A 23488-nucleotide genomic window follows, 5' to 3' on the forward strand; every position below is an offset into this window, starting at 1 on the left:
TTGGACCGCTGTAACCGGCGGCTACGGCGGTCCAACGGGGGAACAGGGGTCCAACGGGGGAACAGCGGTCCAACGGGGGAACAGGGGTCCAACGGGGGAACAGCGGTCCAACGGGGGGACAGGGGTCCACTTTCCGCCGCCGGACGCCCGGCGGACGAGGAGGGCCTGCCCGTCTGATTGCGGCATGCGGCCCTGCCACGAGCGGATCCCGACTTGAAAGTTTCGGGTACCCGAAATTAGCATGTGGCACATGAGAACTATTATCAACACGCCGGCTCGGGCGGCTGCGGCGCTTGCCTCCCTCGCGCTCACTGTTCCTCTCGTCGTCGCGTGCACCCCGACCGATGCTGCCGCTACGGGCGCCATCAAGGTTGTCGCCTCCACCACGCAGATCTGCGATTACGTCACCCAGCTGGCCTCCGGCGCCGATGATCTCGCCTTGACCCGCGTCGGCGCTGATGGCGCGACCGCCGAAGTCGGCGCCGACCCCGCCAAGGCCTCGGTGCACGTATCCCTCACCTGTTTGCTGGCGCCTAACGCCTCCGCCCATGAGCATGAGATGACCGCAGCCCAGTCACGTGCGTTGAGTGAAGCCGACCTCCTCCTAGTCAATGGTGTGGATCTGGAGCGCTTCCTGAACGATGCGGTTGACGCCACGGGGTTCAAGGGCACCATGGTGGTCACCTCGGGTGTGCTCTCGGCCGATGAGGCAGACGCCGGATCGGGAAGGCCCGCGAGCCGGCAGAAGCGGGACGACGAGCGCGCCTACACCATCGACCGCGGGGCGGAGGCCGTGGACGTCGCCCCCTGGCCCTTCGCCCCGGAAGGCGGCGAGGAGGCTGAATTCCGCTACGACCCGCACGTGTGGACCTCGCCTCGGAACGCCGTCGTTCAGGTATCCAATATCGGGCGTGCATTGGCTGCGGCGGCACCTGACTCGAAGGAGGTGATAAACAAACGCGTCCGCGCCTATGTCGCTCGCCTGGATGCGCTGGATCGCTGGGCGGCTGCCTCATTGGAGTCCGTTCCGGAGAATCGCCGTGTGTTGTTCACCAGTCACGACGCCTTCGGGTACCTGGCGGCGGCGTACTCCATCCGCTTCGAAGGGGCGGCGCTTAGCGACTTCAACGCCCAGCAGGACGCCACCGCGCAGAAGATCCAGGAGACCGCGGACGCCGTTAAGAGCACCGGTGCCGTGGCGATCTTCGCCGAGAACTCAAATAATCCGAAATCCGTGGAGAAAGTGGCTCAACTCGCCGGCGTCACCGCCGTCATCGGTGACGAGGCCCTGTACGGGGACTCTCTGGGCGGCCCCGGAACGGACGGTGAGACCTACGTCGGCTCGCTGCTGCACAATGTCACCAATATGACGAATGCGTGGGGCGGTACCGTCGCGCCCATACCCGATGAGCTCGCAAAGTGGGCGCCAAAGCAGACGGTGCGGCAATGACCGCCCGACACCGTCGCGCATGCTCGCCGCAGCAGGCGGAGCATGTCGTGGAGTTTGACGACGCGGCCCTCGGGTACGGCGGCACCCCGGTGATCACTGGGGTGAGCGGCGCCGTCGGGACCTGCGAGGCGCTGGCGCTCGTGGGCCCCAACGGCTCGGGGAAGACCACACTGCTGCGCGCCCTGGTCGGCATGGTCAACATCGTCTCCGGCTCCGTGCGCGTCGTGGGCGCCCAGCCGGGACATGCGCCTCGCGGTTCCATCGCCTACGTTCCCCAGAACAGCGATCTGGACCCGACATTCCCCGTAACGGCACTCGACGTCGTCCTCATGGGCACATACCCCCGACTCGGCCTCGGGCGCCGCCCCGGGCGCACGGAACGCGCCCGTTGCCGGGAGGCGCTGAACGCCGTCGGCCTCGACTCGATGACTAGCAAACGTTTCGGATCGCTCTCCGGCGGGCAGCAGCAGCGCGTGCTGCTTGCACGCGCCATCGCCTCCGCGCCGAAACTGGTACTGCTTGACGAGCCCTTCAACGGGCTCGACCAGCCCAACCGTGAGGCGCTGCTGAGAATCCTGACGGACCTGAAGGAAGGCGGTACAGCGGTGGTGGTGTCCACGCACGACCTGGTACTGGCCTACGACGTCTGCGAACAGGTGGCGTTATTGGCTGGTAGGCAGATCGCCTTCGGGCCCCGTGAACAGGTACTCGTGCCTGAGTACATCGAGCAGGCCTTCGGGGCGGTGTCGGTACCACAATTGCTCACCTCCGATTCACGCGGTCTTCAACGGGACTCGAACCGTTCCCCCGCTGCGCACCCGTCCGGGACAATGGCATGAACGACTTCTCACGGGCGCTGGAGGCGCTGCGGCTGCTGCTCGCCGAAGTCCCTGGACTGGCGCCACTGGCGGGAGCGCCCTACCTGTTTCGGCCCCTGGTTATGTTGGTTGTGCTGGGAATTGTCGGCGCCGTAGTCGGTGTGCTAATCAATCTGCGCTGCGCGGAGTTTCACGCCGAGGCGCTGGTGCATGCCGTCTTCCCTGGAGTAGTGATCGGCGCGGTGACCTCCGGGCTGGACGCCATTATCCCGGCCGCCGCCGTGGCCGGGACAGCGGCGGCCGCCGCGCTGACTCTGCTGGGGCATCACGCCCGCCGTGAGGCCACGGAGGCTGGAACGGCGGTTGTGCTCACAGGCTTCTTCTCCCTGGGAATGATCGTGCTTCTGGCTGTCGGCGACCGATCCGGGCAACTGGAGGCACTCATGTTCGGGCGTCTACTGGAAGTGACCGACCTACGTCTGGTTCAGGCCCTGGCAGTATGCGGCCTTGCGCTTGTACTGGTGATGGCGACCTGGAAGGAACAGATCGCTCGCGCCTTCGACGCGGTGGGCGCGCGCTCCGGCGGGCAGCGCATCGCGGTGCTCGATCTGATTGCGAACACGGCGATCGCCGCCGTGGTCGTCTCCGCCTCAATCGCGGTGGGCACACTGCTCGTCATCGGCTTCCTCATCATTCCCGCCGTCACGGCCAGGCTGCTGGCCCCGAGCCTGCGTGCGATGGTGTGGATCGCAATCGTGACGGGCGTGGGAGGCGGTTACGTCGGCCTGTTGCTGGCAACCGCCCCGCTGCCGCGCCCAGTGTCCCCACAGGCGTGTGTCATCGTCGTGATGGCGCTGGTATTGGCGGGCGCGGCGACGTACACGGGTATGCGGGCGGGGCGGTCGCTGTGAGCCTCACCCCCCAGCTGCTGGTACTGCCCCTGGTGGAGACCGTCGTCGTCGGGGTCCTGGCGGGTGTCATCGGCGCCCTGGCGGTCCTCGACCGGCGTGTTTTCTTCACCGAGTCCGTCACCCACGCAACGTTTCCCGGGGCGGTGGCTGGGGTCGTGGCGGCCTCGGGCCTCGGAGGTGTGCTGACCGGCGGCGAGGTCGGCTACGGGACGTTGTCGCTGGCGGTTCCCGTGGGCGCAATCGTCATGTGTCTGCCGATGATCTGGCTGATGCGCCGGCTGGGAAGGTTGCCGGGCATATCCTCGCAGGCCGCGGCCGGAGTTATCTTGGCCGTCGGCTTCGCCCTGGGCTCCCTGCTCAGTACTTGGTTTGCCCCGCTGCCGTTGAAAGTGGATGGATTCCTGACCGGCTCGATCCTGAACGTGAATCGCACGGATGTGGGTCTGACGGTCGCAGTGCTCGTGATCACGCTGCTGACAGTCGCCGTCGGTGGGCGACGACTGGCCATGTACTGCTTCGACTCGGTCGGTTACCGGGCCGCGGGGCTGAGTGCACGGATGGCGGAGTGGACGGTACTGATCCTCATATGCCTGGCCATTGGCGTACTGGTGCCTGCGGTGGGCACCATCCTTCCCATCGCGCTGATCGCCGCGCCCGCCGCCGCGGCGTGCCCATGGGTGCGCACCGTCAACGGGCTGCTCCTGGGCGCCGGTGCTATGGGGGCGGGGTGCTGCTTGCTCGGGTTCTGCGTGGCGCTGGCCCTCGAATTGTCGGTCGGTGGGACGATCGCCGTGGTCTGTGCGCTTGCCTACACGGTTTCAGCGGGATTCTCCCTCAGATGCCGAGCACGCCGCGCAGGTCGGTTTTAATGTTTTCTAGGCGCTTGGCGGCGGCGCGGCGCGCCACCTCGACCGGTTCGTCGACGGCGACGGGCATGACCACCTCGCAGTAGCACTTGAGCTTCGGCTCGGTACCGGAGGGGCGCACCACCACGCGGTCGTCGTCGGCGGTCTTAAAGATCAGGCCGTCCGTGGCGGGCAGGCGCTTGCCGTTTCCGTCGGAGGCGCCGTCCATCAGATCGAAGACGTCCACCACCGGCGAGCCCGCCAACGCCGCGGGGGCCCCGCCGGCGCGCAGCCGTTCCATGGCGTTGGTGATGAAGCTGCGGTCCTCCACCCGCACACTCAGCGGGCTGGTGGCGTACAGGCCGTGCTCACGCGCCAGCCGGTCCAACAGATCGTCGAGCGTGCGCCCCTGCTGCTTGAGCGTGGAGGCCAGCACCGCCAGTCGCACGGAGGCGGAGATGCCGTCCTTGTCCCGCACGGCGGCCGGGTCCACGCAGTAGCCCAGCGCCTCCTCGTAGCCGAACACCAGGTTGGGTACGCGGCTGATCCACTTGAAGCCGGTCAGCGTGTTGCGGTGCGCGAGTCCGTGGGCCTGCGCGATCTTGCGCAGCAGACGGGAGGAGACAATGGAGTTGGCCAGCACGCCGGTGCCGTTGAAGGCCGCCAGCTCGGCGGCCTGCTCGCCCAGCAGCGAGCCGACCTCGTCGCCGGTCAGCTGCCGCCAGCCGCCGCGAACGTGCTCATCGGGGACGGCGGCCGAGCAGCGGTCGGCATCCGGGTCGTTGGCGATGATCAGGTCCGCACCGACCTCGCGGGCGCGTGCGAAGGCCAGGTCCAGGGCGCCGGGCTCCTCCGGGTTGGGGAAGGCGACGGTCGGGAAGTCCGGGTCCGGGTCGAACTGCTCGGGCACCACCACGACGTCGTCGAAGCCCGCCCGGGCCAGCACCTCCCGGCAGATCTGGCCGCCCACGCCGTGCATGGCGGTCAGCACGATCTTCAGCGGGGCGACCGCCTGGGTGCGGGCCGCCTTGACCGCCCGCTGCACATACTCCTCGACCATGTCCGCCCCGATCGTCTCCCAACCGACCTCGGGCATGGGCACGGAGGCGAGCGGGCCGACGGCGGCGATCTTCTCCGCGATTCCGGCGTCGTGGGGCGGGACGATCTGCGCGCCCTGACCGGAGCCGGTCACCGCGCGCCCACCCAGGTAGACCTTGTAGCCGTTGTCCTGCGGCGGGTTGTGGGAGGCGGTGACCATGACGCCGGCGTCGGCACCCAGACGGCGCAGCGCGAAGGCGAGCACGGGCGTGGGGCAGTGGGAGTCGAACAGGATGGCGTGGCCGCCCGCACCGGTCACGACGGCGGCGGTGTCACGGGCGAAGCGGGCCGAGCCGTGGCGGGCGTCGTAGCCGATGACCACCCGGAAGCCGTCACCCAGCATTTCGTGCAGGTAGGCGGACAGCCCCGCGGCGGCGCGAATCACGACCACGCGATTCATGCGGTTGGGGCCGCCGCCCAGGCGCCCGCGCAGCCCGGCGGTGCCGAACTGGAGGGTGCCGGAGAAGGCGCCGGCCAGTGCGGCGGTAGCCGCGGCGTCGCCATCACGATGAGCGGAGAGCAGGTCCGTCAGTTCCCTGCGGGTGTCTGGGTCCGGATCCTCGGTGATCCAGGCGTTCACGGCGGCATCGAGTTCATTGGTGGCCGCGCGCTCGTGCGCATATGTCATGGGCCGACCGTACCGTGTCGGCGTCGGCGCACGCCCCGCCAGTGACCGCTGTCATGGGTGGTGGTGAGCACATCGGACGCACAGGAAGCAGACTCGCCCCGTGCGCTGCCGCGGGCGGCGGGGGTGCGTGCGGGATCATGCCCCGTATGGCTAAGGACACCAAGGACGGGCGCAAGCCGCGCCCAACGAACGGCTCACGCGAGATCTACCGCAAGGGCCCGGTGATGCTTCGCGGCGCCCAGATCCCCACGCGCACCACCGATGCCCGGCTGCTCGACCGCCGCGGCGACACCGATTGGCTGCACGCTGATCCGTGGCGTGTGCTGCGCATCCAGTCGGAGTTCGTGGAGGGCTTCGGCGCGCTGGCGGAGGTCGGCCCGGCGATCAGCCTGTTCGGCTCCGCCCGCACCGGCGCCGACGACCCGAACTACGCCCTGGCCGAGCAGATCGGGGCGGGACTGGCCGACTCCGGCTACGCCGTCATCACCGGCGGCGGTCCCGGCATCATGGAGGCGGCCAACAAGGGCGCCCGCGAGGCCGGTGGAATCTCGGTGGGACTGGGCATTGAACTGCCCCACGAGCAGGGGATGAACGACTATGTGGACCTGGGGGTGAACTTCCGCTACTTCTTCGCCCGCAAGACCATGTTCCTGAAGTACTCCGACGGCTTCGTGATCATGCCCGGCGGCATGGGCACCCTCGATGAACTGTTCGAGGCGGTGACGCTGGTGCAGACCCAGAAGGTGCCCTCCTTCCCGATCGCCCTGGTGGGCTCGGAGTTCTGGGGCGGCCTGGTGGACTGGCTGCGCGGCACGCTGGTGAAGGCCGCCACGATCGACGCCGACGACGTCGCCCTGCTGCGGGTGGTCGACACCGCCGAGGCCGCGGTCGACTTCGTCGTCGACGCCGCCCGCACCATGCGCGCCAACGGGCTCACCCGCACTCCCGACCGGTCCGAGTGGACCGCCGAGTAAGACCGACGGCGGGCCAACGGCGGGCGATAAGCGGCGGCCGCGGGGAGGCCACGAGGGCGTCGTGAAGGCTCGCTGTGGGCCCGCCGTGGACGGGTCCGCAGGCGTGGATTCAGCCACGTTTCGGCGCAAACTGGCGGCTTTATGCCGTAGAATACGGCTGGGAGAAGCGGTAAAAGTCCGCGAATCATCAGTGAAAGGGGAGCATATGGCTGCCATGAAGCCCAGGACCGGAGACGGGCCGCTCGAGGTCGTCAAGGAGGGCCGCTCCATCATCATGCGGATGCCGCTCGAGGGCGGCGGTCGCCTGGTCGTAGAGATCACGCCCGACGAGATCAAGGAGCTCCAGGAGGCGCTGGCCTCCGTCAACTACTGAACCGGATTCTGGGCGGCACGGCAACAGTCGCCGGCAGGCCACCCCGAAACCGGCGGGTCCGCCCGGCCGGGTCGTCAGGCCCGGCGGACGGCAACCAGCAGACCGTCGCCGACCGGCAGCAGTGACGTCAGCAGGCCCTCTTCATCCCGCAGCGTCTTGCCCAGCTCGCGCGCCGCAACCGTAGTGGCGTCGCGACGTGCCGGGTCGGCGACGTGGTCGTTCCATAGCGCATGCGTGATCGCCAGGACCCCGCCCGTGCGCAGCATGCGGACCGCCTGCACCACCAGCTCCGCGGCCTCCTGAGGGGAAACGTCGAGTACCACCATGTCGTAGGACTGGGCGGCCATGCGGGGCATGACGTCGGAGGCGCGTCCCTGAATGATGCGTGTGTGGGAGCCCGGGTAGCCGGCCTCGTCGAAGGCGCGGCGGGCCTCGCGCTGGAACTCCGGCTCGACATCGATGGTGGTCAGCACGCCGTCGGCCCCCATGCCGGCCAGCAGCCACAGGCCGGAAACACCGGTGCCCGTGCCTACCTCGGCGACGGACTTGGCGCCGCCGGCGGCTGCCAGCATGCGCAGTGCCGCGCCGGTGGCCGGGGAAACCGGGTCGGTGCCCAGCTCGATGCCGCGCAAACGCGCCTGCGCGGTCGGCTCGCTCTCGACCGGGAACTCCTCCGTGTAGGACCAGCTCAGTGTCTTGTCAGCAGCCACCATATGCCCCTTCCGCGGCACCGGGCCGCCTAGCCGTCGTTTCAAACCCGCGGCGCCGGGATGCCGGCGCGGGGCTGCGCCCATTGTTTCAGGTCCGGGGCGGTTGCGCGTCCACGCGCTCGCCCGGTCGCGTGCATTCCTCCCTATACTGACCCCGTGTTGGGTATCTCAGGAGCTGAGTTCTTCGTCATCCTGCTGGTGATCGCCATCGTGGTGGGGCCGCAGCGCCTGCCCGAGTACACCCGCAAGCTGACCCAGGCGGTGCGTCGTCTGCGCGTGTTCTTGGATGACACCAAGACCCAGATCGCCGAGGAGGTCGGCCCCGAGCTGGGAGAGCTGGACCTGTCCGATCTGGACCCGCGCAACTACGACCCCCGCAAGATCGTGCGCGACGCGCTGGGGGAGGACCTCGACGCCATCCGCAAGGATCTGACCAACCCCTTCCAGTCGGTGATGGAAACCGCCAAGGAGGCCAGCGATGAGGCCGCGGCCGCGGTGAGCGGCAAGGGTCAGAAGAAGTCCAAGTCCCTGTCGAAGATGATCGAGGACAAGGCCCAGGAGACGCGCTCCGCTCGGACCGCGTCCACCGGTGCGGCCGCGGCGGCCACGGTTGCGGCCGCGGCGGCGCCCGGCGACCAGCAGGGCGCGGATGGTTCAACGCAGGCGGACAAGCAGGCGAAGAAGGACCCGGAGCAGGCGGCTCAGGAGGCCGCGGCGGTGACGGCCGAGCTGCCTCAGGTCGAGCCGGTAGCCGCCGTTGCCGAGGACGAGAACTCCGCCGTTGAGCAGGAGGTCGTCGACGAGCCCTCAGCCACAGAGCTCACCGCCGCGCAGTCCGCCGCCGACGCGGGTGACGCCAGCGCGGAGGGCACTGAGGAGATGGCCGACGCCTCCACCGACGCGGCCCAGATTGCGCTGGAGGCGGGGGAAACGGCCACCGCCGAGATCCCCGAGGTGCAGCCGACCGCCGACGCGGAAGAGGTCGCCGCCGACATCCCCTCCACCCTCGCGGAGGAACCCCAGCAGGACGAGACCGTGCAGGCCCTGCGCCCGGTCTCTCCGCGCGACATCGTGCGCGCCGCCAACGAGGCCGCCCGCACCCGCGCCGAGGCGGCAACGGCCGCCGTCGCCTGAAACCCTTTCGTCGCGGGCGCGCTCAGACTCACGCCGCTGAGGCGCGTGCGGACTAGCCGACGGCGCCGACCGGGCTGATCCCCAGCGACTTGCCGGACAGGCCGCGCGCGCGATGCCCGAGCCTGCGGGCCACACCCGCCAATTGCAGGGCCGCGGGGGAGTCGGTGGCGGGTCCGTCACCGACGGCGATGGTCGCCGGGATGCCCACGTCCGCGCCCTCGCGCAGCTTGATGTCCAGCGGCAACTGCGCCAGCAGCGGCACCTCGTATCCCAGCGCGGTCGTCAGCGACTCGGAAACGGCCTGGCCGCCGCCGGAGCCGAAGATCTCCAGGCGCGACCCGTCGGGCTGCGGCAGGTAGGACATGTTCTCGATGACCCCGGCGACCTTCTGGTGGGTCTGCGATGCGATCAGTCCGGTGCGCTCGGCCACCTCGGCGGCGGCCGTCTGTGGGGTGGTGACCACCAGGATCTCAGCGTCCGGCAGCAGCTGCGCCACCGAGATGGTCACGTCGCCGGTCCCCGGCGGCAGGTCCAGCAGCAGCACGTCCACGTCGCCCCAGAACACGTCGGACAGGAACTGCTGCACGGCTCGGTGCAGCATGGGGCCGCGCCAGACGACCGGCTGCTTCTCCTCCACGAACATGCCGATGGAGATGACCTTCACCCCGTGCGCGATGGGCGGGATGATCATGCCGTCCAACTGGGTGGGAACCTGATCCACACCCAGCATGCGGGGGATGGAGAAGCCGTAGATGTCGGCGTCGACCACCCCGACGTTCAGCCCCTGGGAGGCCATCGCGGCGGCCAGGTTGGCGGTGACGGAGGACTTGCCGACGCCGCCCTTGCCCGAGGTGACCGCGTAGACGCGCGTGAGGTTGTCGGGCTTGGTGAAGGGGATGACCGGCTCGGCGGCGCCGCCGCGCAGGCGGGTGCGCAGCTCGGCCCGCTGCTCGTCGTTCATCACGCCCATGTTGACGCGCACGTCGGTCACACCGTCCAGGGCGCCGACCTCCTTGCGTGCATCCGCGGTGATGGTGTCCCGCAGCGGGCAGCCGGCGACGGTCAGCAGCACCCCTACGGTGACGACGCCGTCGGCGGCGATCTCGATGGAATCGACCATCCCGAGGTCGGTGATCGGGCGGCGCAGCTCGGGGTCAATCACGCGGGCGAGTGCCTCGCGGACCGCGTCTTCAGTGGGCAGGCTCATGGCTCAATCCTATGGCCGGTTGCCCGCTCCGCCGGGGGCCGCCATGGTGGTGAGGAGCACGCCGACGGCGGGAATGCGGCGGGCGGGGCGGGCGCCGTCCACCCGGCCCACCGGATGAATGGGGCCGCCTGGAGTGATGCCGCCGGGGGCCTGCGTTCAGCCCGCGTCCTCCTGCTGCGGCCGCGCGGTGTTCGAACCATCGGGAGTCTCCGGGGCATCCGGGGTCTCCCCGCCCTCATCGACAATGTCGTCATGTAGTTCTTCGCGGGTGCGCCTCTCCTCCTGGAGCAGTTCCTCCAGTACGACGCGCAGCTCGGAGCGCACGAAGTCGCGGGTGGCGACGTCGTTCATGGCCAGGCGCAGGGAGGCGATCTCCCGGGTGAGGTACTCGGTGTCCTCCAGGTTGCGCTCGGCGCGCTGACGGTCCTGCTCGGCGGTCACCCGGTCGCGGTCGTCCTGCCGGTTCTGGGCCAGCAGGATCAGTGGCGCCGAGTAGGAGGCCTGCAGCGAGAGCATGAGCGTCAGGGCGGTGAAGCCCAGGCTGGCGCGGTCGAAGCGCAGATTCTCGGGCCCCCATGAGTTCCAGATCATCCACAGGGCCACGAAGACGGTCAGCCAGATGAGGAACGTCGGCGTGCCGGAGAAGCGTGCAATGGCCTCCGCCACCCGGCCCGAGGTATCCGAGCGGCTGCGGGAGGGATGCGTCCAACGCATCCACCGGGAGCGGTTCTTCGACAGGGGCTGGTCGAGCTGATCAGGCATTGGCGCTCCTCTCAATCATCTCGTCGGTGACGGCGTCGTCCGCCTCCCGCCAGTCGTCGGGCATGAGGTGGTCCAGGACGTCGTCGACGGACACGGCGCCGAGCAGGCGGCCGGCATCGTCGAGCACGGGTAGGGCCGTGAGATTGTAAGTCGCCAGCAGGCGGGTGACGGTGCCGATCGAGTCGTCGGCGTGCACCTCCTCCAGGTCCTTGTCCAGCACGGAGCCGAGCAGCTGCTGGGGACGCTCCCGCAGGGCGCGCTGGAGGTGCACCATGCCCAGGAACCGGCCGGTGGGCGACTCCAACGGGGGGCGGCACACGAAGGCGACGGCGGCCAGCGCCGGCGGCACCTCGGCCTTGCGGGCCTGCGCCAGGAAGGTGGCCACGGTGGCCTCCGGCGGCAGGATGATCGGCTCGGTGGTCATCAGACCGCCGGCCGTGTACTCGTCATAGGTCATCAGGCGGCGTACGTCCTCCGCCTCCTCCGGCTCCATCAGGTCCAGCAACTGGGCGGCGATGGAGGCGGGCAGGGCGGAAACCAGGTCCGCGGCGTCGTCGGGCTGCATGGCGTCCAGAACGTCGGCGGCACGGGCGGCGTCCAGACCGGAGAGCAGGGCCACGGCGTCGTCGTCGGACAGCTCTTCGGCCGCATCGGCCAAACGCTCGTCGGACAGCTCGGCCGCCACCTCCAGCTGCCGCGACAGCGGCAGGTCGGACAGTACATCGGCCAGGTCGGCGGGCTTGAGCCCCTCCATGGTGGCCAGCAGCGCGGTCGCCCCCTGCTGATCGGCGGAGCCGGCCAGGCCCGTGACCTCGTCGGGGCGCACGGTGAAGGTCTCGCCGCGGCGCAGCCCCAGCGGACCCGAGGAGCCGCGTTGAACGAACAGGCGGGTCACCTTCCAATCCATGCCGCGGTCGCGCTCGATGGCGACGTCGCGGATGGTTACCTGCCCGGAGCCATCGCGCAGGGTGACGACTCGGTCCAGCAGCTCGCCGACCACCAAGGTCTCCACGCGGCGCTTCTCGAATCGGCGGATGTTGACCAGCCCGGTGGTGATGACGGCGCCCGGCTCGATCGCGGTCACCCGTGACAGTGGCAGAAACACGCGGCGGCGGCCCGCCACCTCGATCACCAGGCCGACGGCGCGCGGCTGACCACGCAGGCGGATGAGCACGACGACGTCGTGCACCTTGCCGACGGCGTCGCCTAGAGGATCGAAGACGGTCGTGCCCACGAGTCGGGCGACGAAGACTCTGAGGGTGGCGCGCGTCTTGGTGTTTTCCACAGCGGCCAGCCTATCGGCGTGGCGGGGTTGATGCCGCCTCACGGTTTCGCCGCTCGATGAAGCTGGCCCCGTGCCGGGACTACGTGGGACGATGTACCCATGAGCCAGACTGAATTCTCCACGCAGGCCGCGCCGTTCGGCATGACGCGGGGAAGCATTCCGCGCGGCGACGAGGTCGCCTCCTTCGCGACCTACGCGGAGGCGCAGCACGCGGTCGACTCCCTGTCCGACGCCGGCTTCCCCGTCCAGCACTTGGCGATCATCGGTACCGACCTGCGCCAGGTCGAGCGCATTACCGGACGCATGAGCTGGGGGCGGGCGCTGGCCAACGGCGCCATGTCCGGGCTGTGGATCGGGCTGTTCTTCGCCGCCATGATGCTGCTGCTTGGCCCCAGCGAGGGGACCAGCACCGTGCTGATCGCCGCGATCATCATGGGCGTGATCTGGGGGATGATCTTCCAGGTCGCCGCCTACGCGGTCACTCGCGGCAAGCGCGACTTCACCTCCATCAGCCAGGTGGTCGCCTCGCGCTACTCCATCATCGCCTCCGAGCTGTCCGCGGAGGCGGCCCGCGCGCTCGCGGACCTGCCGGGGAATCTCACCCGCGGCGGGCAGTCGGCGCGCCGTGCCGAGGAGCGCCGCGCTGCCCGGCAGCAGGCCCGCGGTCAGGGCCGCAGCACCTTCGGCTCTCGTCCGGACGAGCAGCCCCGCTTCGGCGTGCGCCTGCCCGAGGGAGTGGACCCGCAGACCTACTCGCAAGGCGGCAGTGCAGCCCCGGCGGCCGCAGCCCCGGAGGCCGGTCAGATGCCGGGTGCCACCATGCCGAACGGCGCCGCACCTCGGACGCCGATCGCGCCGCGGCCTGAGGAGAACCAGCCACAGGGGACGGATAACGGACCGGTGCCTTCGGTGGCGGACGGCCGAGCCGAAACGCCGGCGGGGGAGCGCGGCCAGGGGCAGGCCGACCCCGAGGACGACCCCTACCGCCGTCGTCCCGACGACGCCTGAGTCCTGTCTACGCCGCCCTACGAAATATACGGCCTACCGACGCCCTACGCCCTGCCCGCGTCTACAACGAGCACAAACTCGTGTCTGAGAGGGGCACGGGAGGAGCGGCCAGGCCGACTTGGTTGCTTGCCGCCGGAGTCAGACGCAGGGGACGTGCTCGTGGGCGCGGTGCGCGGCGGGCTCAAGCTGGAAGGTCGCGTGCTCGATGTGCACCGGGAAATGCTCGGCGACGCACTCCTGCAGCGCGTCCAGGACCTCGCCCGTGAGCCCCTGCGCGAAGCAGGTGTCTGAGACGACGACGTGCGCGGTGAGCACCGGCAGGCCGGAGGCCACCGTCCAGGCGTGCAGGTCGTGGACCTCCTCCACGCCGTCCACCGCCAGCAGGTGACGACGCACCTCCGCCAGGTCCAGCGCCTCCGGGGTGCGCTCCATGAGCACGCCGAGTGCGGTGCGCAGTAGGGAGAAGGCCCGCGGCACGATCAGCGCGACGATCACCAGGGAGGCAACTGCATCGGCGCGCGCCCAGCCGGTGAGTGCCACCACGGCCGCCGCCACGATCACGCCCACACTGCCCAGTGCGTCGTTGGCGACCTCCAGGAAGGCGGCCCGCATGTTCAGGTTGTGGTCACGTCCGCCGGAAAGCACCAGCAGCCCCACCACGTTTGCCACCAGGCCGATCACGCCCATGACCAGCATGCCATGTGCCTCTACCTCGGCGCCGCCCACCAGCGTGATCACCGCTCGCACGCCAACGATGACTCCCACTACGCCCAACAGCGTCGCCTGCAGCGCGGCACCCAGGATCTCGGCGCGCCGCAGCCCCCACGTGGAGCGGTCGGTTACGGGCCGGGTGGACAGGTGCGCGGCCACCAGCGCCATCACCAGGCCGACGACGTCGGTGAGCATGTGCCCGGCGTCGGCAAGCAGTGCCAAGGACCCGGTAAGCGCGGCGCTGACCACCTCGGCCACCAGCACGCCCGTCGTCAGGGCCAGGACGGCGGCGAGCCGGCCCCGGGAGGCAGTCGAGCCGTGGTTATGGCCGTGTACGTGCCCGCTGGGGCGTGTGCGATCGGGATCGCGGCTCCCGAGGGAGGTCATGCCTGCTCCCCGGGGGCTGAACTCGGGCGCCGACGGGGGCCACGAACCGGTGACACGGCCTCAATGGTAGCGACGTGCACCGGAGCGGACTCAAGGACCGTCAGCAAACCCGCGGACCGGGCCGACTAACCGCGCCGCCCCGTCATTTGGGGATCAGGCGATGAGGCCGGTCACCCAGGCCTCCACCTCCGCGACGGTACGGGGAATCGCCTGCGTCAGGCGCCGCACGCTCCCGTCGGCGTCCACGACGACGTCGTCCTCGATGCGCACGCCGATGCCGCGCAGCTCCTCGGGAACCAGCAGATCGTCGGCGCGGAAGTACAGGCCCGGCTCAATGGTGAAGACCATGCCCGGGCGCAGCACCGCGTCCATGCTCATCTCGCGGCGCGCCTGGGCGCAGTCGTGCACGTCCAGTCCCAGGTGGTGGCTGGTGCCGTGCACCATCCAGCGGCGGTGGAACTGGCCGTCCGGCCCCAGGGAGTCGGCGGCGGTGACGCCGTCGGGCAGCATGCCCCACTCCTCCAGGCGGGCGGCGATCACCTCCATGGCGGCGGCGTGCACGTCCCGGAAGCGGCAGCCGGGAGTGTTGGCGCGGGCGAAGGCGGCGTCGGCGGCGTCAAGCACGGCCTGGTAGACCCGGCGCTGCGGGGCGGTGAAACGACCGTCCACCGGGATGGTGCGGGTGACGTCGGCGGTGTAAAGGGAGTCGACCTCCACGCCGGCGTCCACCAGCACCAGTTCGCCGGGACGCACGGCGCCGTCGTTGTTGATCCAGTGCAGCGTGTTGGCGTGGTTCCCGGCGGCGGCGATGGTCTCATAGCCGAGCCCGTTACCCTCCTCGCGGGCCTTGGCCCCGAAGGCGCCCTCCAGCACCCGTTCGCCGCGCCAGTGCCCGGTGGCGCGCGGAATAGAGCGGATCAGGTCGTCGAAGCCGGCGCGGGTGGCGTCCACGGCCCGCTGCAGCTGCTCGACCTCCCAGGAGTCCTTGGTCAGGCGCAGTTCGCTGGTGGCCTCCGCCAGGGCGTCGTCGACCTGTTGGGCGTCCTGCCCGGCGGCGAGTCCGGCCGCGGTGCGCACGCGGTCCACCAGGGCGGTGACCGCGGCGTCGGCCTGTGCCACCACGCGCAACTGCACGCCGTCCGGACCGGCGTCCTTGGCGAGCGCGTCGGGCAGCGAGTCGATGTGGGCGCAGCGGATTCCGGTGGCCGCCTCCACCTCCTCGATCGAGGGGCGCTGGCCCACCCACAGTTCTCCGTAGCGGGGGTCGGCGTAGAACTCCTCGGACGACCGGGAGGCGCGGGGGCGGAAGTATAGCACCGCCTCGTGGGTGGGCGCGGTCGTGGCCTCGCCCGGGTTGTCGGCATCCCCGGCGACGGCGGAACCGGCGCTCCTGCCCGCGGTGCTGCTCGTCCCGGCACCCGCGCTACCGGCGGCCAGCGGCTCCAGCACGAGTACGGCGTCGGGCTCGAAGTCGGTGCCGGTGCCGGCCAGGTGGGCGAAGGCCGAGTGCGGGCGGAAGCGGTAGTCGCAGTCGTTGTTGCGGGTCACCAGCCCCCCGGCGGGGATGACCAGCCGGTCGCCGGGGAACAGGGCGCCCAGGGTCTCGCGTCGGGCGGCGGCCCAGGGGGCGGCGGCGGAGCGGTCGGGCAGCGCATCGGGGCGCGGGCCCCAGCCGGAGCCGATGAAGTCGCGGAAGGCCTGGTTGGTGGGCCGGTGGGAGCGGTTGTTGCCGCGCTCTGCGAGCGTCTGGGGCGCCTCGGCGTCCGCTGCGGAGGGTGCGGGGGAGTCGGATACGGAATCGGTCATGGCCCCATAGTGGCACGCTCGCCGATCGGGGAGTGCACCGGCCGAAGCCGCCGGGTGGCGTCAGTCGGGGTCGCCCGGGAACCGCACTCCCACCTGTCGGCGCGCCTCGTAGAGCACCTCGACGGCGGCCACCGAGTTGGCCAGCGGGTGCAGTTCCGACTCGCGTGCCCCGGAGCGCACCAGGCGGCAGAAGGCCTCCAGTTCGTAGGCGAGTACCGGCCCGCTGCGCTGAACCGACAGGTCCTGGACGGCGTCGGCGCCGGCGGCCGCCTTGATCCGGTCCGCGCCGGCCGTGCTGCCGGCGGCGGCTGTGCCCACCGCGGGGCCGCGTAGGGCGATTTGCTGGGGCCACTGGCAGTCGTCCAGGGTCAGCACCGCGTGGTCGCCGGCGATCGCGGAGCCGGTGCCGGCGGGGGAGGTCTTGGAGTGCAGGCACACCACCTCGAAGCCGGCGGGCTGGACCTGGCGGGCGGTGTCGGTGCCGGCGTAGTCGAGCACGACCGTGCCCAGGGCGTCCGCGCCCGAGTCCAGCAGCACCCCGGCGGCGGTCACCCGCGTGGGCGCCCCGAACAGGTGGATCGCCAAGCTGATCGGGTACACCCCCAGGTCCATGAGAGAACCGCCCGCCATGGCCGGGTTGAAGGCCGGCGGCAAAGCCCCGTCCCGGTAGGCGTCCATGCGGGAGGAGTACTGCTCCTTGACCAGCAGCGCGCGCCGAATCGGACCCAGCCGCCGCAGGTTCTCACGCAGCACCGCCGTGCCCGGCTCGAAGGCGGGCAACCACCCCTCCATGAGCAGCCGATCATTGCGCCGGGCGGCCGCCACCATGGCCCGCGCCTGGGCGGGCGTGGGGGCGAAGGGCTTCTCCACCAGCACGTGCCGGCCGGCCTCGAGGGCGGCGAGCGCGTGCTCGGGATGCAGCAGGTTGGGGGACCCGACGTAGACGACGTCCACCAGGGGGTCGCCGTCGGCGTCGCGGGCGGCGAGCATCTCCTCCAGCGATGCGAAGGCGGCGGGTATGGCGTGCTCGGCGGCGAAGGCGGCCGCCCGCTCCGGGTGCGCGGAGGTGACGGCGACGACCTCGGCGTCGGGAACCGTGTGGGCCGCCTCCACGAACCAGCGGGCGATGAAGCCGGCACCGATCATGCCGAAGCGGATCGGGGCGGTCGGTGTGGAGGCGGGGCCGGATTGGGCGGGCGAGTCGGATGCGGCGGCGGTGCTCATGGCTTCACGCTAGCAAGTAACCGGCGTCACAGTCAGGGGGTGGTTTCGCGCGGTGCGGCCGCGGCCACCGGCGGTACGCGGCATGACCGCGGCCCGGCCCGCTGCGTCCGAGGATCCGAGCGGCAGGGGCCCAGCCCGTATTCGTACACTTGGCGGGTGCGCATCGACCCCCACACTCACTCCTCCTACTCGGACGGCACGGACACTCCCGCCGCGCTCATGGCCGCCGCCGCCCGTGAGGGTCTCGACGTCGTCGGCCTGACCGACCACGACACGACCGAGGGGTGGGCCGAGGCGGCCGCGGCGGTGCCGCGCACGGGCGTGACCCTGCTGCGTGGCACGGAGATCTCCTGCTCCGTCGACGGCGTGACCCTGCACCTGCTGGCCTACCTGTTCGACCCCGACTACGGCCCGCTCGCGGATGCGCTGACCGCCGCCCGCCAGTCGCGCTCCAACCGGACCCGGTACATGGTCGAGCGCCTGGCGGTGGACTACCCCATCACCTGGGAGGACGTGCTCGCCCAGTCCTCCGACGCCGTCACGATCGGCCGTCCGCACATTGCCGACGCGCTCGTGGCCGCCGGGGTCTTCCCCAACCGGTCCGCCGCCTTCGCCGGGCCCTTGGCGACCTCCAGCCCGTACTACGTGCACTACTGGGCCCTGGACCCGGTTGAGGCCTGCCGGCTCGTGCGCGCGGCCGGGGGAGTGCCGGTGGCGGCGCACCCGCGCGCCGCCAACCGCCAGCGGCGCCTGGTGCCGGATGCGACCTTTGCGCGGATGGCCGAGGCCGGCCTGGCCGCGCTTGAGGTCGACCACCGCGACCACGATCCCGCCCAGCGGGAGCAGGCCCGTGCGCTGGCACGGGAGCTTGGGGTCGGCACATCCGGCGCCTCCGACTACCACGGCGACGGCAAGCCGAACCGGCTCGGGGAGAACCTCATGCCGCCGGCACTGTTGGAGCAGATCGTCGCCGAGGGTGCGCTCCCGCTGATCACGCCCTGACCGGGTGCCGGTCGCCGTCGCCCCGGGCGGCAGGCCGCCCGGCAGGGAAGCCGTCCAGCCAAAGATCCGCCGGGCCGCCCGGATCTCCGGACGCCCAATCGTCAAGCCCAATCAAAACGTTCCGCTCCCTCCGCCCCAGTCATGCTCGCAAACATCTTCGACCTCACGCTCTTCGCCACCGCGCTCACCACGATCCTGGTCATTCAGGACCCGTTGGGCGCCATTCCCATCTTTCTGTCGCTGACCAGCCGGCAGACCGACGCCGAGCGCACCCGCTCGGCCCGCCAGGCCACCCTGGTGTCCTTCGCGGTGATTCTCGTGTTCGCGATTTTCGGCCGCTACATTCTGCGGTTCTTGGGCATCACCGTGCCGGCGCTGCAGATCTCCGGCGGGCTGTTGCTGCTGCTGGTGGCGCTCGAGTTGCTCACCGACAAGACCGATGAGCACCCCGACCCGGACTCGGTGGCCACCAACGCCGCACTCGTCCCCCTGGGCACGCCCCTGCTGGCCGGGCCGGGCGCGATCGTGGCCACCATGGTGGCGGTGGAGTCGGCGTCCGGGCCGGTGGTCGGCTGGGTGAGCGTGACCGCCGCGATCGTGGTCACGCACCTGGTCATCTGGGTGGTCCTGCGGTTCTCCGTGGGCCTGCACCGGTTGCTGGGGGAGTCCGCGATTCAGGTGCTCACCCGCATCTTCGGGTTGTTGTTGGCCGCGATCGCGGTGCAGATGATGGCCGACGGCGTGATTGCCTACATCGGCGCGGTCACCGGTGTCTGAGCGCACCCGGGCGCCGCGCGCGGGTAGGTGCGCGGCGCGCCAGGGTGCGGTAGTGCGGTGGGTGCGCGGCGCGGCGTCGTGCGGACCGGCTCCGGCGGCCGATTAGCGCCAAGCCGCGATGGGCCTCAGGCGTCGGCGCGACCGCCGTGGGTGCGGCGGCGGTTGCGCTTGCGGCGCGGCCGGTCGTCCTGCGCGGATGCGGAGCGGCCCGTGCGGGAACTCGTGCTCGAGTCGTTGCGCCGCGAACCGCCGTCGCGCCCGGTGCTTGAGCTGCGCCGTCCGCGGCCGCGGCCCCGCCCCCGACCGCCGCGCTCCTCGCGGGCGTGGGCGTGCCGGCCGGTCTCGCCCAGGTCCTCGATCTGCTCGGCGTCGAGCCCCGCCAGGACCCGCTTGCTGCGCGGCAGCTTGCCGGTGACATCTCGGGGAATGTTCAGGTCCGTGTAGAGGTGGTCGGAGGTGTGGTACGTCTCCACCGGCTCCTCGATCGGCAGGCCGAGCGCCTTGGCGATCAGACGCCAGCGGGAGACGTCGTCCCAGTCGACGAAGGTGATCGCGGTGCCCGAGCCGCCCGCCCGGCCGGTGCGGCCGATGCGGTGGACGTAGATCTTCTCGTCCTCGGGGCACTGGTAGTTGATGACGTGGGTGACGTCGTCGACGTCGATGCCGCGTGCCGCCACGTCGGTGGCCACCAGCACGTCCACCTTGCCCTTGCGGAAGGCGCGCAGCGCCTGCTCGCGGGCCCCCTGCCCCAGGTCGCCGTGCAGGGCCGCGGTGGCGAAGCCGCGGGCAGACAGGTCCTCGGCCACGCGGGCGGCGGTGCGCTTGGTGCGCGCGAAGATGATGGTGCGGCCGCGGCCGGTGGCCTGCAGGATGCGGGAGAGCACCTCGACCTTGTTCAGCGCGTGGGTGCGGTAGACGACCTGCTGCACGGTCTTGACCGTCATGGAGTCGTCGCCCGGGTCCTGGGCGCGAATGTGGGTCGGCTTGGTCATGTAGCGGCGGGCCAGGGCGACGACGGCGCCCGGCATGGTGGCGCTGAAAAGCATGGTGTGGCGGTCGGAGCGGGTGCGCGAGAGGATCTTCTCCACATCCGGCAGGAAGCCCAGGTCGAGCATCTCATCGGCCTCATCCAGTACCACGGTGGTTACGTGGGTCAGGTCCAGGACCCGACGATCCATCAGGTCGATGATGCGACCGGGGGTGCCGACGACGATCTCGGCTCCCTGCTCGATCGCCTCGATCTGCGGCTCGTAGGCGCGCCCGCCGTACACCTGGACGATGCGCACGGTGCGCTTGGCGGCGGCGCCCGCCAGCTCCTCGGCCACCTGCTTGGCCAGCTCGCGGGTCGGCAGAATGACCAGTGCCTGCGGGGAACCCGAGGCGGGGTCCTCATCCCAGCCCTCCTCGCCGGGGCCGAGCGTGTCCATGAGCAGCGGGATGCCGAAGCCGAGGGTCTTGCCGGTGCCGGTCTTGGCCTGGCCGATGATGTCCTGGCCGCGCAGCGCGATCGGCAGGGTGAGTGCCTGGATGGGGAAGGGGTGGGTGATGCCCCTGTCCGCCAGGGCCTGGCAGATCTCGTCCTCAACGCCGAAGTCGGCGAAGGTACGTGTGGTCAGGTCGGTTTCAGAGCCGGCATCGGTGATGTCGGGCTTGGCGTCGTCCAGCACCGGGGCGTGGGCCTGCGCGGTGGAGATGATCCCGGAGGCGGTGTCGGCCGGCGCGGCGGGCGCCTCGGCGGTCGCGGTGGGCGACTGCGACTCGGTCGATGCGGCGGGAGTGGTGGTCGATTCAGTTGTTGCGGTCTGCTCGGTCACGATGCGGTATGTGCTTTCGGTTGTATGTAATCCGGGTGGGCCCCGGGCTCAGGCGGCGCGGACGAGGCGCCGGCGTGCGGCGGAGTCCGCGCCTGCGGTCATATACGGCAGCCGATCGCGAATGACGCCACGCACGCTGCCGTAACGGCAGGTGGGGCTGAGAGGCATGACGATGGGCATGGCGACCGGGCAACCTGCGTCCAGCCTAGTCAACCGGGCGTGGATGCGTGAGTGACCGATAAGAGAGATGGATCGCGTTGGCCGTCGAGTATTTGTGGCGAACACGGGGGTTGGCACGGCGTCAGGGCCTACCCTGACACCATGACGAGCTCAGCCCTTCCTGCCAGCCGGACCGTGACCGCGTCGCCGTCGCCGCACACGGTTGCCGTGGTCGGCCTGGCCGCCTACGCCCGGACCATCGCCTGTACGCGCTACGCCAAGGACGCCGACAAGGCCCCGGATATGGGACTGCGCGCCGAGCTGCTGCGCATGAGCGGGGAGGCGGTCGCTTCTTTCGAACGGCTGCGGGTCTCGGCGGCGGACGCTGGCGTCGACGTGCTCGCGGCGGCCGAGCCCTTCGTCGGGGCGCTGGGCGACTTCGATGAGCGGCTGCGTCCCCTGGACTGGTATGAGCGACTGACCAAGACCTACCTGACTTTCGGGTTGTTGCGCGACTTCGTCGTCGCGTTGGCGGAGACAGTGGAGACGCCCCTGCGCGATCAGCTGACGGAGGATACCGACGCCGACCGACTGGCGGCCTTCGCCTCCTCCCAACTGGTGCCGGCAATCGGCGAGGACACCCAGCTGGCGGCGCGCCTGGGGCTGTGGGGACGCCGCGTGGTGGGCGAGGAGATCGGCACCATGAAGCGCCTGTTGGCCACCGCCCCGGACCTGGCCGCGTCGGGTGCCGACGGCGAGGCGCTGCACGAGGCCCTCTCCCAGGGGGCGACCACCCGCATGCGGGGGCTGGGCCTGCGCGTCTAGTCCGGGCGCCGTCGTCGGGCCGGGATCAGAAGCCGAGCAGCAGCCAGACGGTCAGGACCAGACCGCCGACCACCACGGCGGCGTGAATGACCCGCTCGGGAATCAGCCGCTGAATCAGCGGGGCCACGTAGCCGCCGGCGAAGGAGCCCAGGCCTACCGTGATCGCGGCGCCCCAGTCGACCTGCCCCTGCACGATGAACAGCACGGCGGCGGCGAAGTTGGACAGGGTGGTCATGGGCGTCTTCATCACCACGGCCGCGTGGGTGTTCATGGGCGTGCCCAGGGTGCACAGGGCGAAGAAGAGCACCCCTGCGCCGGCGCCGAAGTAACCGCTGTAGACCATGATGGCGGCCATCAGGGCCAGGAACGCGGGCGCGGGCAGTCGGTAGTTGGTGGCGCCGCGCCGCAACCGCGGGCTCAGCGCCACCAGGGCGGTTGCGAGCAGCACCAGCCAGGGCACGATCGCCTCGAATACGCCGGGCGGGGCCACCAGCAGCAGCGCGCCGCCCACGAGCCCGCCGACGACGGCGATGAGCGCCTGGGGAAGCAACGGGTAGTAGCGGATCTGCTTGAGCCGGTCCCAGGAGGTAATCAGTGAGCCGATGCCGCCGGGAATCAGGCTGACGGTGTTGGAGGCGTTGGCTACCACCGGCGGCACGCCCAGGGCGAGCATCGCCGGGTAGGAGACGAGCGAGGCCATTCCCACTAGGTAGCCGACGATGGCGGCAACCACTCCGGCGAGAAACAGGAGGGCGTAGGTGATCACGGGCGACATCGCCGCTAACAGTAGCCGTAACGCGTTGTGCCCCGTCGGGGCGGGCGCGGCGGGCGTGCGCGGCGGGGCCCACCGGGCGCAGAAGTGTGAGGCATGATACGTGCGTGGCTCACATCGGGGCGCCGATGCTCCGCGCTGGGCACACTGGCGAAGCAGATTCGCACAGGCAAAACAGATTCGACAATCAGCAGTCCTGACGCTGAAAGGGGACCACATGTTCGTTCGTCGCGAGGCAATCGCCGTCCGTTGTGACCACGAGGGGTGCGACCGCATGGTCGCGCATCGGGTGGTCGACACGGTCCACGACCCGGATGGCACGGCGATTGAGCGCGTGCTCGCCTTGAGCTACACCGAGCACGACGCGTTGCGCGCGGCCGAACGCGACGGCTTCAAGATCATGGGGAACCACGTCTTCTGCGAGAAGCACGACCGGCTGTAGTGCTGCCCGCGGGCTGCCCACGGCGATGATGGGCTGGCGGTGGGCATGATGGGCGCAGCGCGCCGCCAGAGCTGTGCTGATCTGGTGACTGTGGTGCGCCGACTGCGGCTGCCGAATGCGATCGCCGGCGGTGTGTTTAGCGGTTCTTCGTTTGGGTGTGTGGCGGGCTGACGGGCGGCGACTGTCCGGGTTGTGGTTGGTGTGCGGGGCACGGCGGCGCGGTGGGTGACGCGATGGGTGGGAATGCGCCTTGGCTGGGATGTGCGCGGTGGGTCGGGTGCGACGGTTCGCGCGTTGGACCGCCCACGCCCCGTTGGACCGCCCACGCCCCGTTGGACCGCCCACGCCCCGTTGGACCGCTGTAAC

The 23488-nt window shown here is 70.5% G+C and carries 22 protein-coding genes; 12 read left to right on the plus strand and 10 right to left on the minus strand.

All coding sequences use genetic code 11. From position 1 onward, the window contains the following. Positions 1 to 250: 250 nt before the first annotated feature. From DRB06_RS01650 to DRB06_RS01665, 4 genes are read left to right on the plus strand one after another with little or no spacing between them, the layout of a single operon-like run. Positions 251 to 1450 (plus strand): metal ABC transporter substrate-binding protein, encoded by a 1200-nt coding sequence (locus DRB06_RS01650; RefSeq protein ID WP_108966329.1) that lies wholly within the window; start codon positions 251 to 253, stop codon positions 1448 to 1450. Next, entirely contained in the window at positions 1447 to 2289 is an 843-nt protein-coding gene (locus DRB06_RS01655) for a metal ABC transporter ATP-binding protein (protein ID WP_073327426.1), read from the plus strand. The genes DRB06_RS01650 and DRB06_RS01655 overlap by 4 nt, the downstream gene beginning before the upstream one ends. After that, entirely contained in the window at positions 2286 to 3179 is an 894-nt protein-coding gene (locus DRB06_RS01660; RefSeq protein WP_073327424.1) for a metal ABC transporter permease, read from the plus strand. Before DRB06_RS01655 ends, DRB06_RS01660 begins: the two co-directional genes overlap by 4 nt. Further along, complete coding sequence (locus tag DRB06_RS01665; protein WP_111818976.1) at positions 3176 to 4048, plus strand: metal ABC transporter permease; 873 nt, start codon at positions 3176 to 3178, stop codon at positions 4046 to 4048. The genes DRB06_RS01660 and DRB06_RS01665 overlap by 4 nt, the downstream gene beginning before the upstream one ends. Here DRB06_RS01665 and DRB06_RS01670 read toward each other — a convergent pair. Further along, entirely contained in the window at positions 4014 to 5750 is a 1737-nt protein-coding gene (locus DRB06_RS01670; protein WP_111818977.1) for a phospho-sugar mutase, read from the minus strand. The two genes, DRB06_RS01665 and DRB06_RS01670, sit on opposite strands and share 35 nt — an antisense overlap. 146 nt (positions 5751 to 5896) lie before the next feature. On the opposite strand from DRB06_RS01670, the gene DRB06_RS01675 reads away from it, so the two are divergent. After that, the gene (locus DRB06_RS01675) at positions 5897 to 6724 is read left to right on the plus strand and encodes a TIGR00730 family Rossman fold protein (RefSeq protein WP_073327420.1); all 828 of its coding nucleotides are present in this window, start codon (positions 5897 to 5899) and stop codon (positions 6722 to 6724) included. Between the two features lie 205 nt (positions 6725 to 6929). Beyond that, positions 6930 to 7097: a DUF3117 domain-containing protein gene (locus DRB06_RS01680; RefSeq protein ID WP_111818978.1), complete on the plus strand. Its 168-nt coding sequence runs from the start codon at positions 6930 to 6932 to the stop codon at positions 7095 to 7097. 74 nt (positions 7098 to 7171) lie between these two features. Here the strand turns inward: DRB06_RS01680 and DRB06_RS01685 are convergent, their stop codons facing one another. Then, positions 7172 to 7807, minus strand: coding sequence for an O-methyltransferase (locus DRB06_RS01685; RefSeq protein ID WP_073327826.1), 636 nt, complete (start codon positions 7805 to 7807; stop codon positions 7172 to 7174). 156 nt (positions 7808 to 7963) lie between these two features. On the opposite strand from DRB06_RS01685, the gene DRB06_RS16795 reads away from it, so the two are divergent. Continuing rightward, entirely contained in the window at positions 7964 to 8941 is a 978-nt protein-coding gene (locus DRB06_RS16795) for a twin-arginine translocase TatA/TatE family subunit (RefSeq protein ID WP_111818979.1), read from the plus strand. 52 nt (positions 8942 to 8993) lie between these two features. Here the strand turns inward: DRB06_RS16795 and DRB06_RS01695 are convergent, their stop codons facing one another. The 3 genes from DRB06_RS01695 to DRB06_RS01705 form a co-directional block, all read right to left on the minus strand. Then, positions 8994 to 10148: an Mrp/NBP35 family ATP-binding protein gene (locus DRB06_RS01695; protein WP_108966338.1), complete on the minus strand. Its 1155-nt coding sequence runs from the start codon at positions 10146 to 10148 to the stop codon at positions 8994 to 8996. A gap of 156 nt (positions 10149 to 10304) precedes the next feature. Next, the gene (locus DRB06_RS01700; protein WP_073327412.1) at positions 10305 to 10910 is read right to left on the minus strand and encodes a DUF1003 domain-containing protein; all 606 of its coding nucleotides are present in this window, start codon (positions 10908 to 10910) and stop codon (positions 10305 to 10307) included. Next, positions 10903 to 12195: a magnesium transporter MgtE N-terminal domain-containing protein gene (locus DRB06_RS01705; RefSeq protein ID WP_073327411.1), complete on the minus strand. Its 1293-nt coding sequence runs from the start codon at positions 12193 to 12195 to the stop codon at positions 10903 to 10905. The genes DRB06_RS01700 and DRB06_RS01705 overlap by 8 nt, the downstream gene beginning before the upstream one ends. Positions 12196 to 12294: 99 nt before the next feature. Between DRB06_RS01705 and DRB06_RS01710 the strand changes: the two genes are divergently transcribed. Then, positions 12295 to 13203, plus strand: coding sequence for a general stress protein (locus DRB06_RS01710; RefSeq protein WP_258522110.1), 909 nt, complete (start codon positions 12295 to 12297; stop codon positions 13201 to 13203). Positions 13204 to 13341: 138 nt separating this feature from the next. Here DRB06_RS01710 and DRB06_RS01715 read toward each other — a convergent pair whose 3' ends face one another. The 3 genes from DRB06_RS01715 to DRB06_RS01725 all read right to left on the minus strand — a co-directional run bounded on the left by DRB06_RS01715 (position 13342) and on the right by DRB06_RS01725 (position 17331). Beyond that, positions 13342 to 14301: a cation diffusion facilitator family transporter gene (locus DRB06_RS01715; RefSeq protein WP_108966340.1), complete on the minus strand. Its 960-nt coding sequence runs from the start codon at positions 14299 to 14301 to the stop codon at positions 13342 to 13344. A gap of 153 nt (positions 14302 to 14454) precedes the next feature. Then, positions 14455 to 16107 (minus strand): aminopeptidase P family protein, encoded by a 1653-nt coding sequence (locus tag DRB06_RS01720; protein WP_111818980.1) that lies wholly within the window; start codon positions 16105 to 16107, stop codon positions 14455 to 14457. Positions 16108 to 16167: 60 nt separating this feature from the next. After that, the gene (locus DRB06_RS01725) at positions 16168 to 17331 is read right to left on the minus strand and encodes a Gfo/Idh/MocA family protein (protein ID WP_234416097.1); all 1164 of its coding nucleotides are present in this window, start codon (positions 17329 to 17331) and stop codon (positions 16168 to 16170) included. Between the two features lie 156 nt (positions 17332 to 17487). Between DRB06_RS01725 and DRB06_RS01730 the strand changes: the two genes are divergently transcribed. Then, on the plus strand, positions 17488 to 18333 hold the full coding sequence (locus tag DRB06_RS01730) for a PHP domain-containing protein (RefSeq protein WP_073327401.1): 846 nt from the start codon (positions 17488 to 17490) through the stop codon (positions 18331 to 18333). A gap of 141 nt (positions 18334 to 18474) precedes the next feature. Then, entirely contained in the window at positions 18475 to 19110 is a 636-nt protein-coding gene (locus DRB06_RS01735; protein ID WP_111818981.1) for a MarC family protein, read from the plus strand. A 125-nt stretch (positions 19111 to 19235) separates the two neighbouring features. Here the strand turns inward: DRB06_RS01735 and DRB06_RS01740 are convergent, their stop codons facing one another. Further along, positions 19236 to 20807, minus strand: coding sequence for a DEAD/DEAH box helicase (locus DRB06_RS01740; protein WP_258522112.1), 1572 nt, complete (start codon positions 20805 to 20807; stop codon positions 19236 to 19238). A gap of 438 nt (positions 20808 to 21245) precedes the next feature. Between DRB06_RS01740 and DRB06_RS01745 the strand changes: the two genes are divergently transcribed. Continuing rightward, the gene (locus tag DRB06_RS01745) at positions 21246 to 21908 is read left to right on the plus strand and encodes a ferritin-like fold-containing protein (RefSeq protein WP_073327397.1); all 663 of its coding nucleotides are present in this window, start codon (positions 21246 to 21248) and stop codon (positions 21906 to 21908) included. A gap of 25 nt (positions 21909 to 21933) precedes the next feature. Here the strand turns inward: DRB06_RS01745 and DRB06_RS01750 are convergent, their stop codons facing one another. Continuing rightward, the gene (locus tag DRB06_RS01750) at positions 21934 to 22683 is read right to left on the minus strand and encodes a sulfite exporter TauE/SafE family protein (RefSeq protein ID WP_159097639.1); all 750 of its coding nucleotides are present in this window, start codon (positions 22681 to 22683) and stop codon (positions 21934 to 21936) included. 214 nt (positions 22684 to 22897) lie between these two features. On the opposite strand from DRB06_RS01750, the gene DRB06_RS15960 reads away from it, so the two are divergent. Then, a complete protein-coding gene (locus DRB06_RS15960) occupies positions 22898 to 23122 on the plus strand; it encodes a hypothetical protein (protein ID WP_073327394.1) in 225 nt (74 codons plus the stop codon). Positions 23123 to 23488 lie beyond the last annotated feature (366 nt).

Origin of the sequence: Actinomyces sp. Z5 (assembly GCF_003287795.1) — a bacterium.
Lineage (GTDB): Bacteria > Actinomycetota > Actinomycetes > Actinomycetales > Actinomycetaceae > Actinomyces > Actinomyces glycerinitolerans.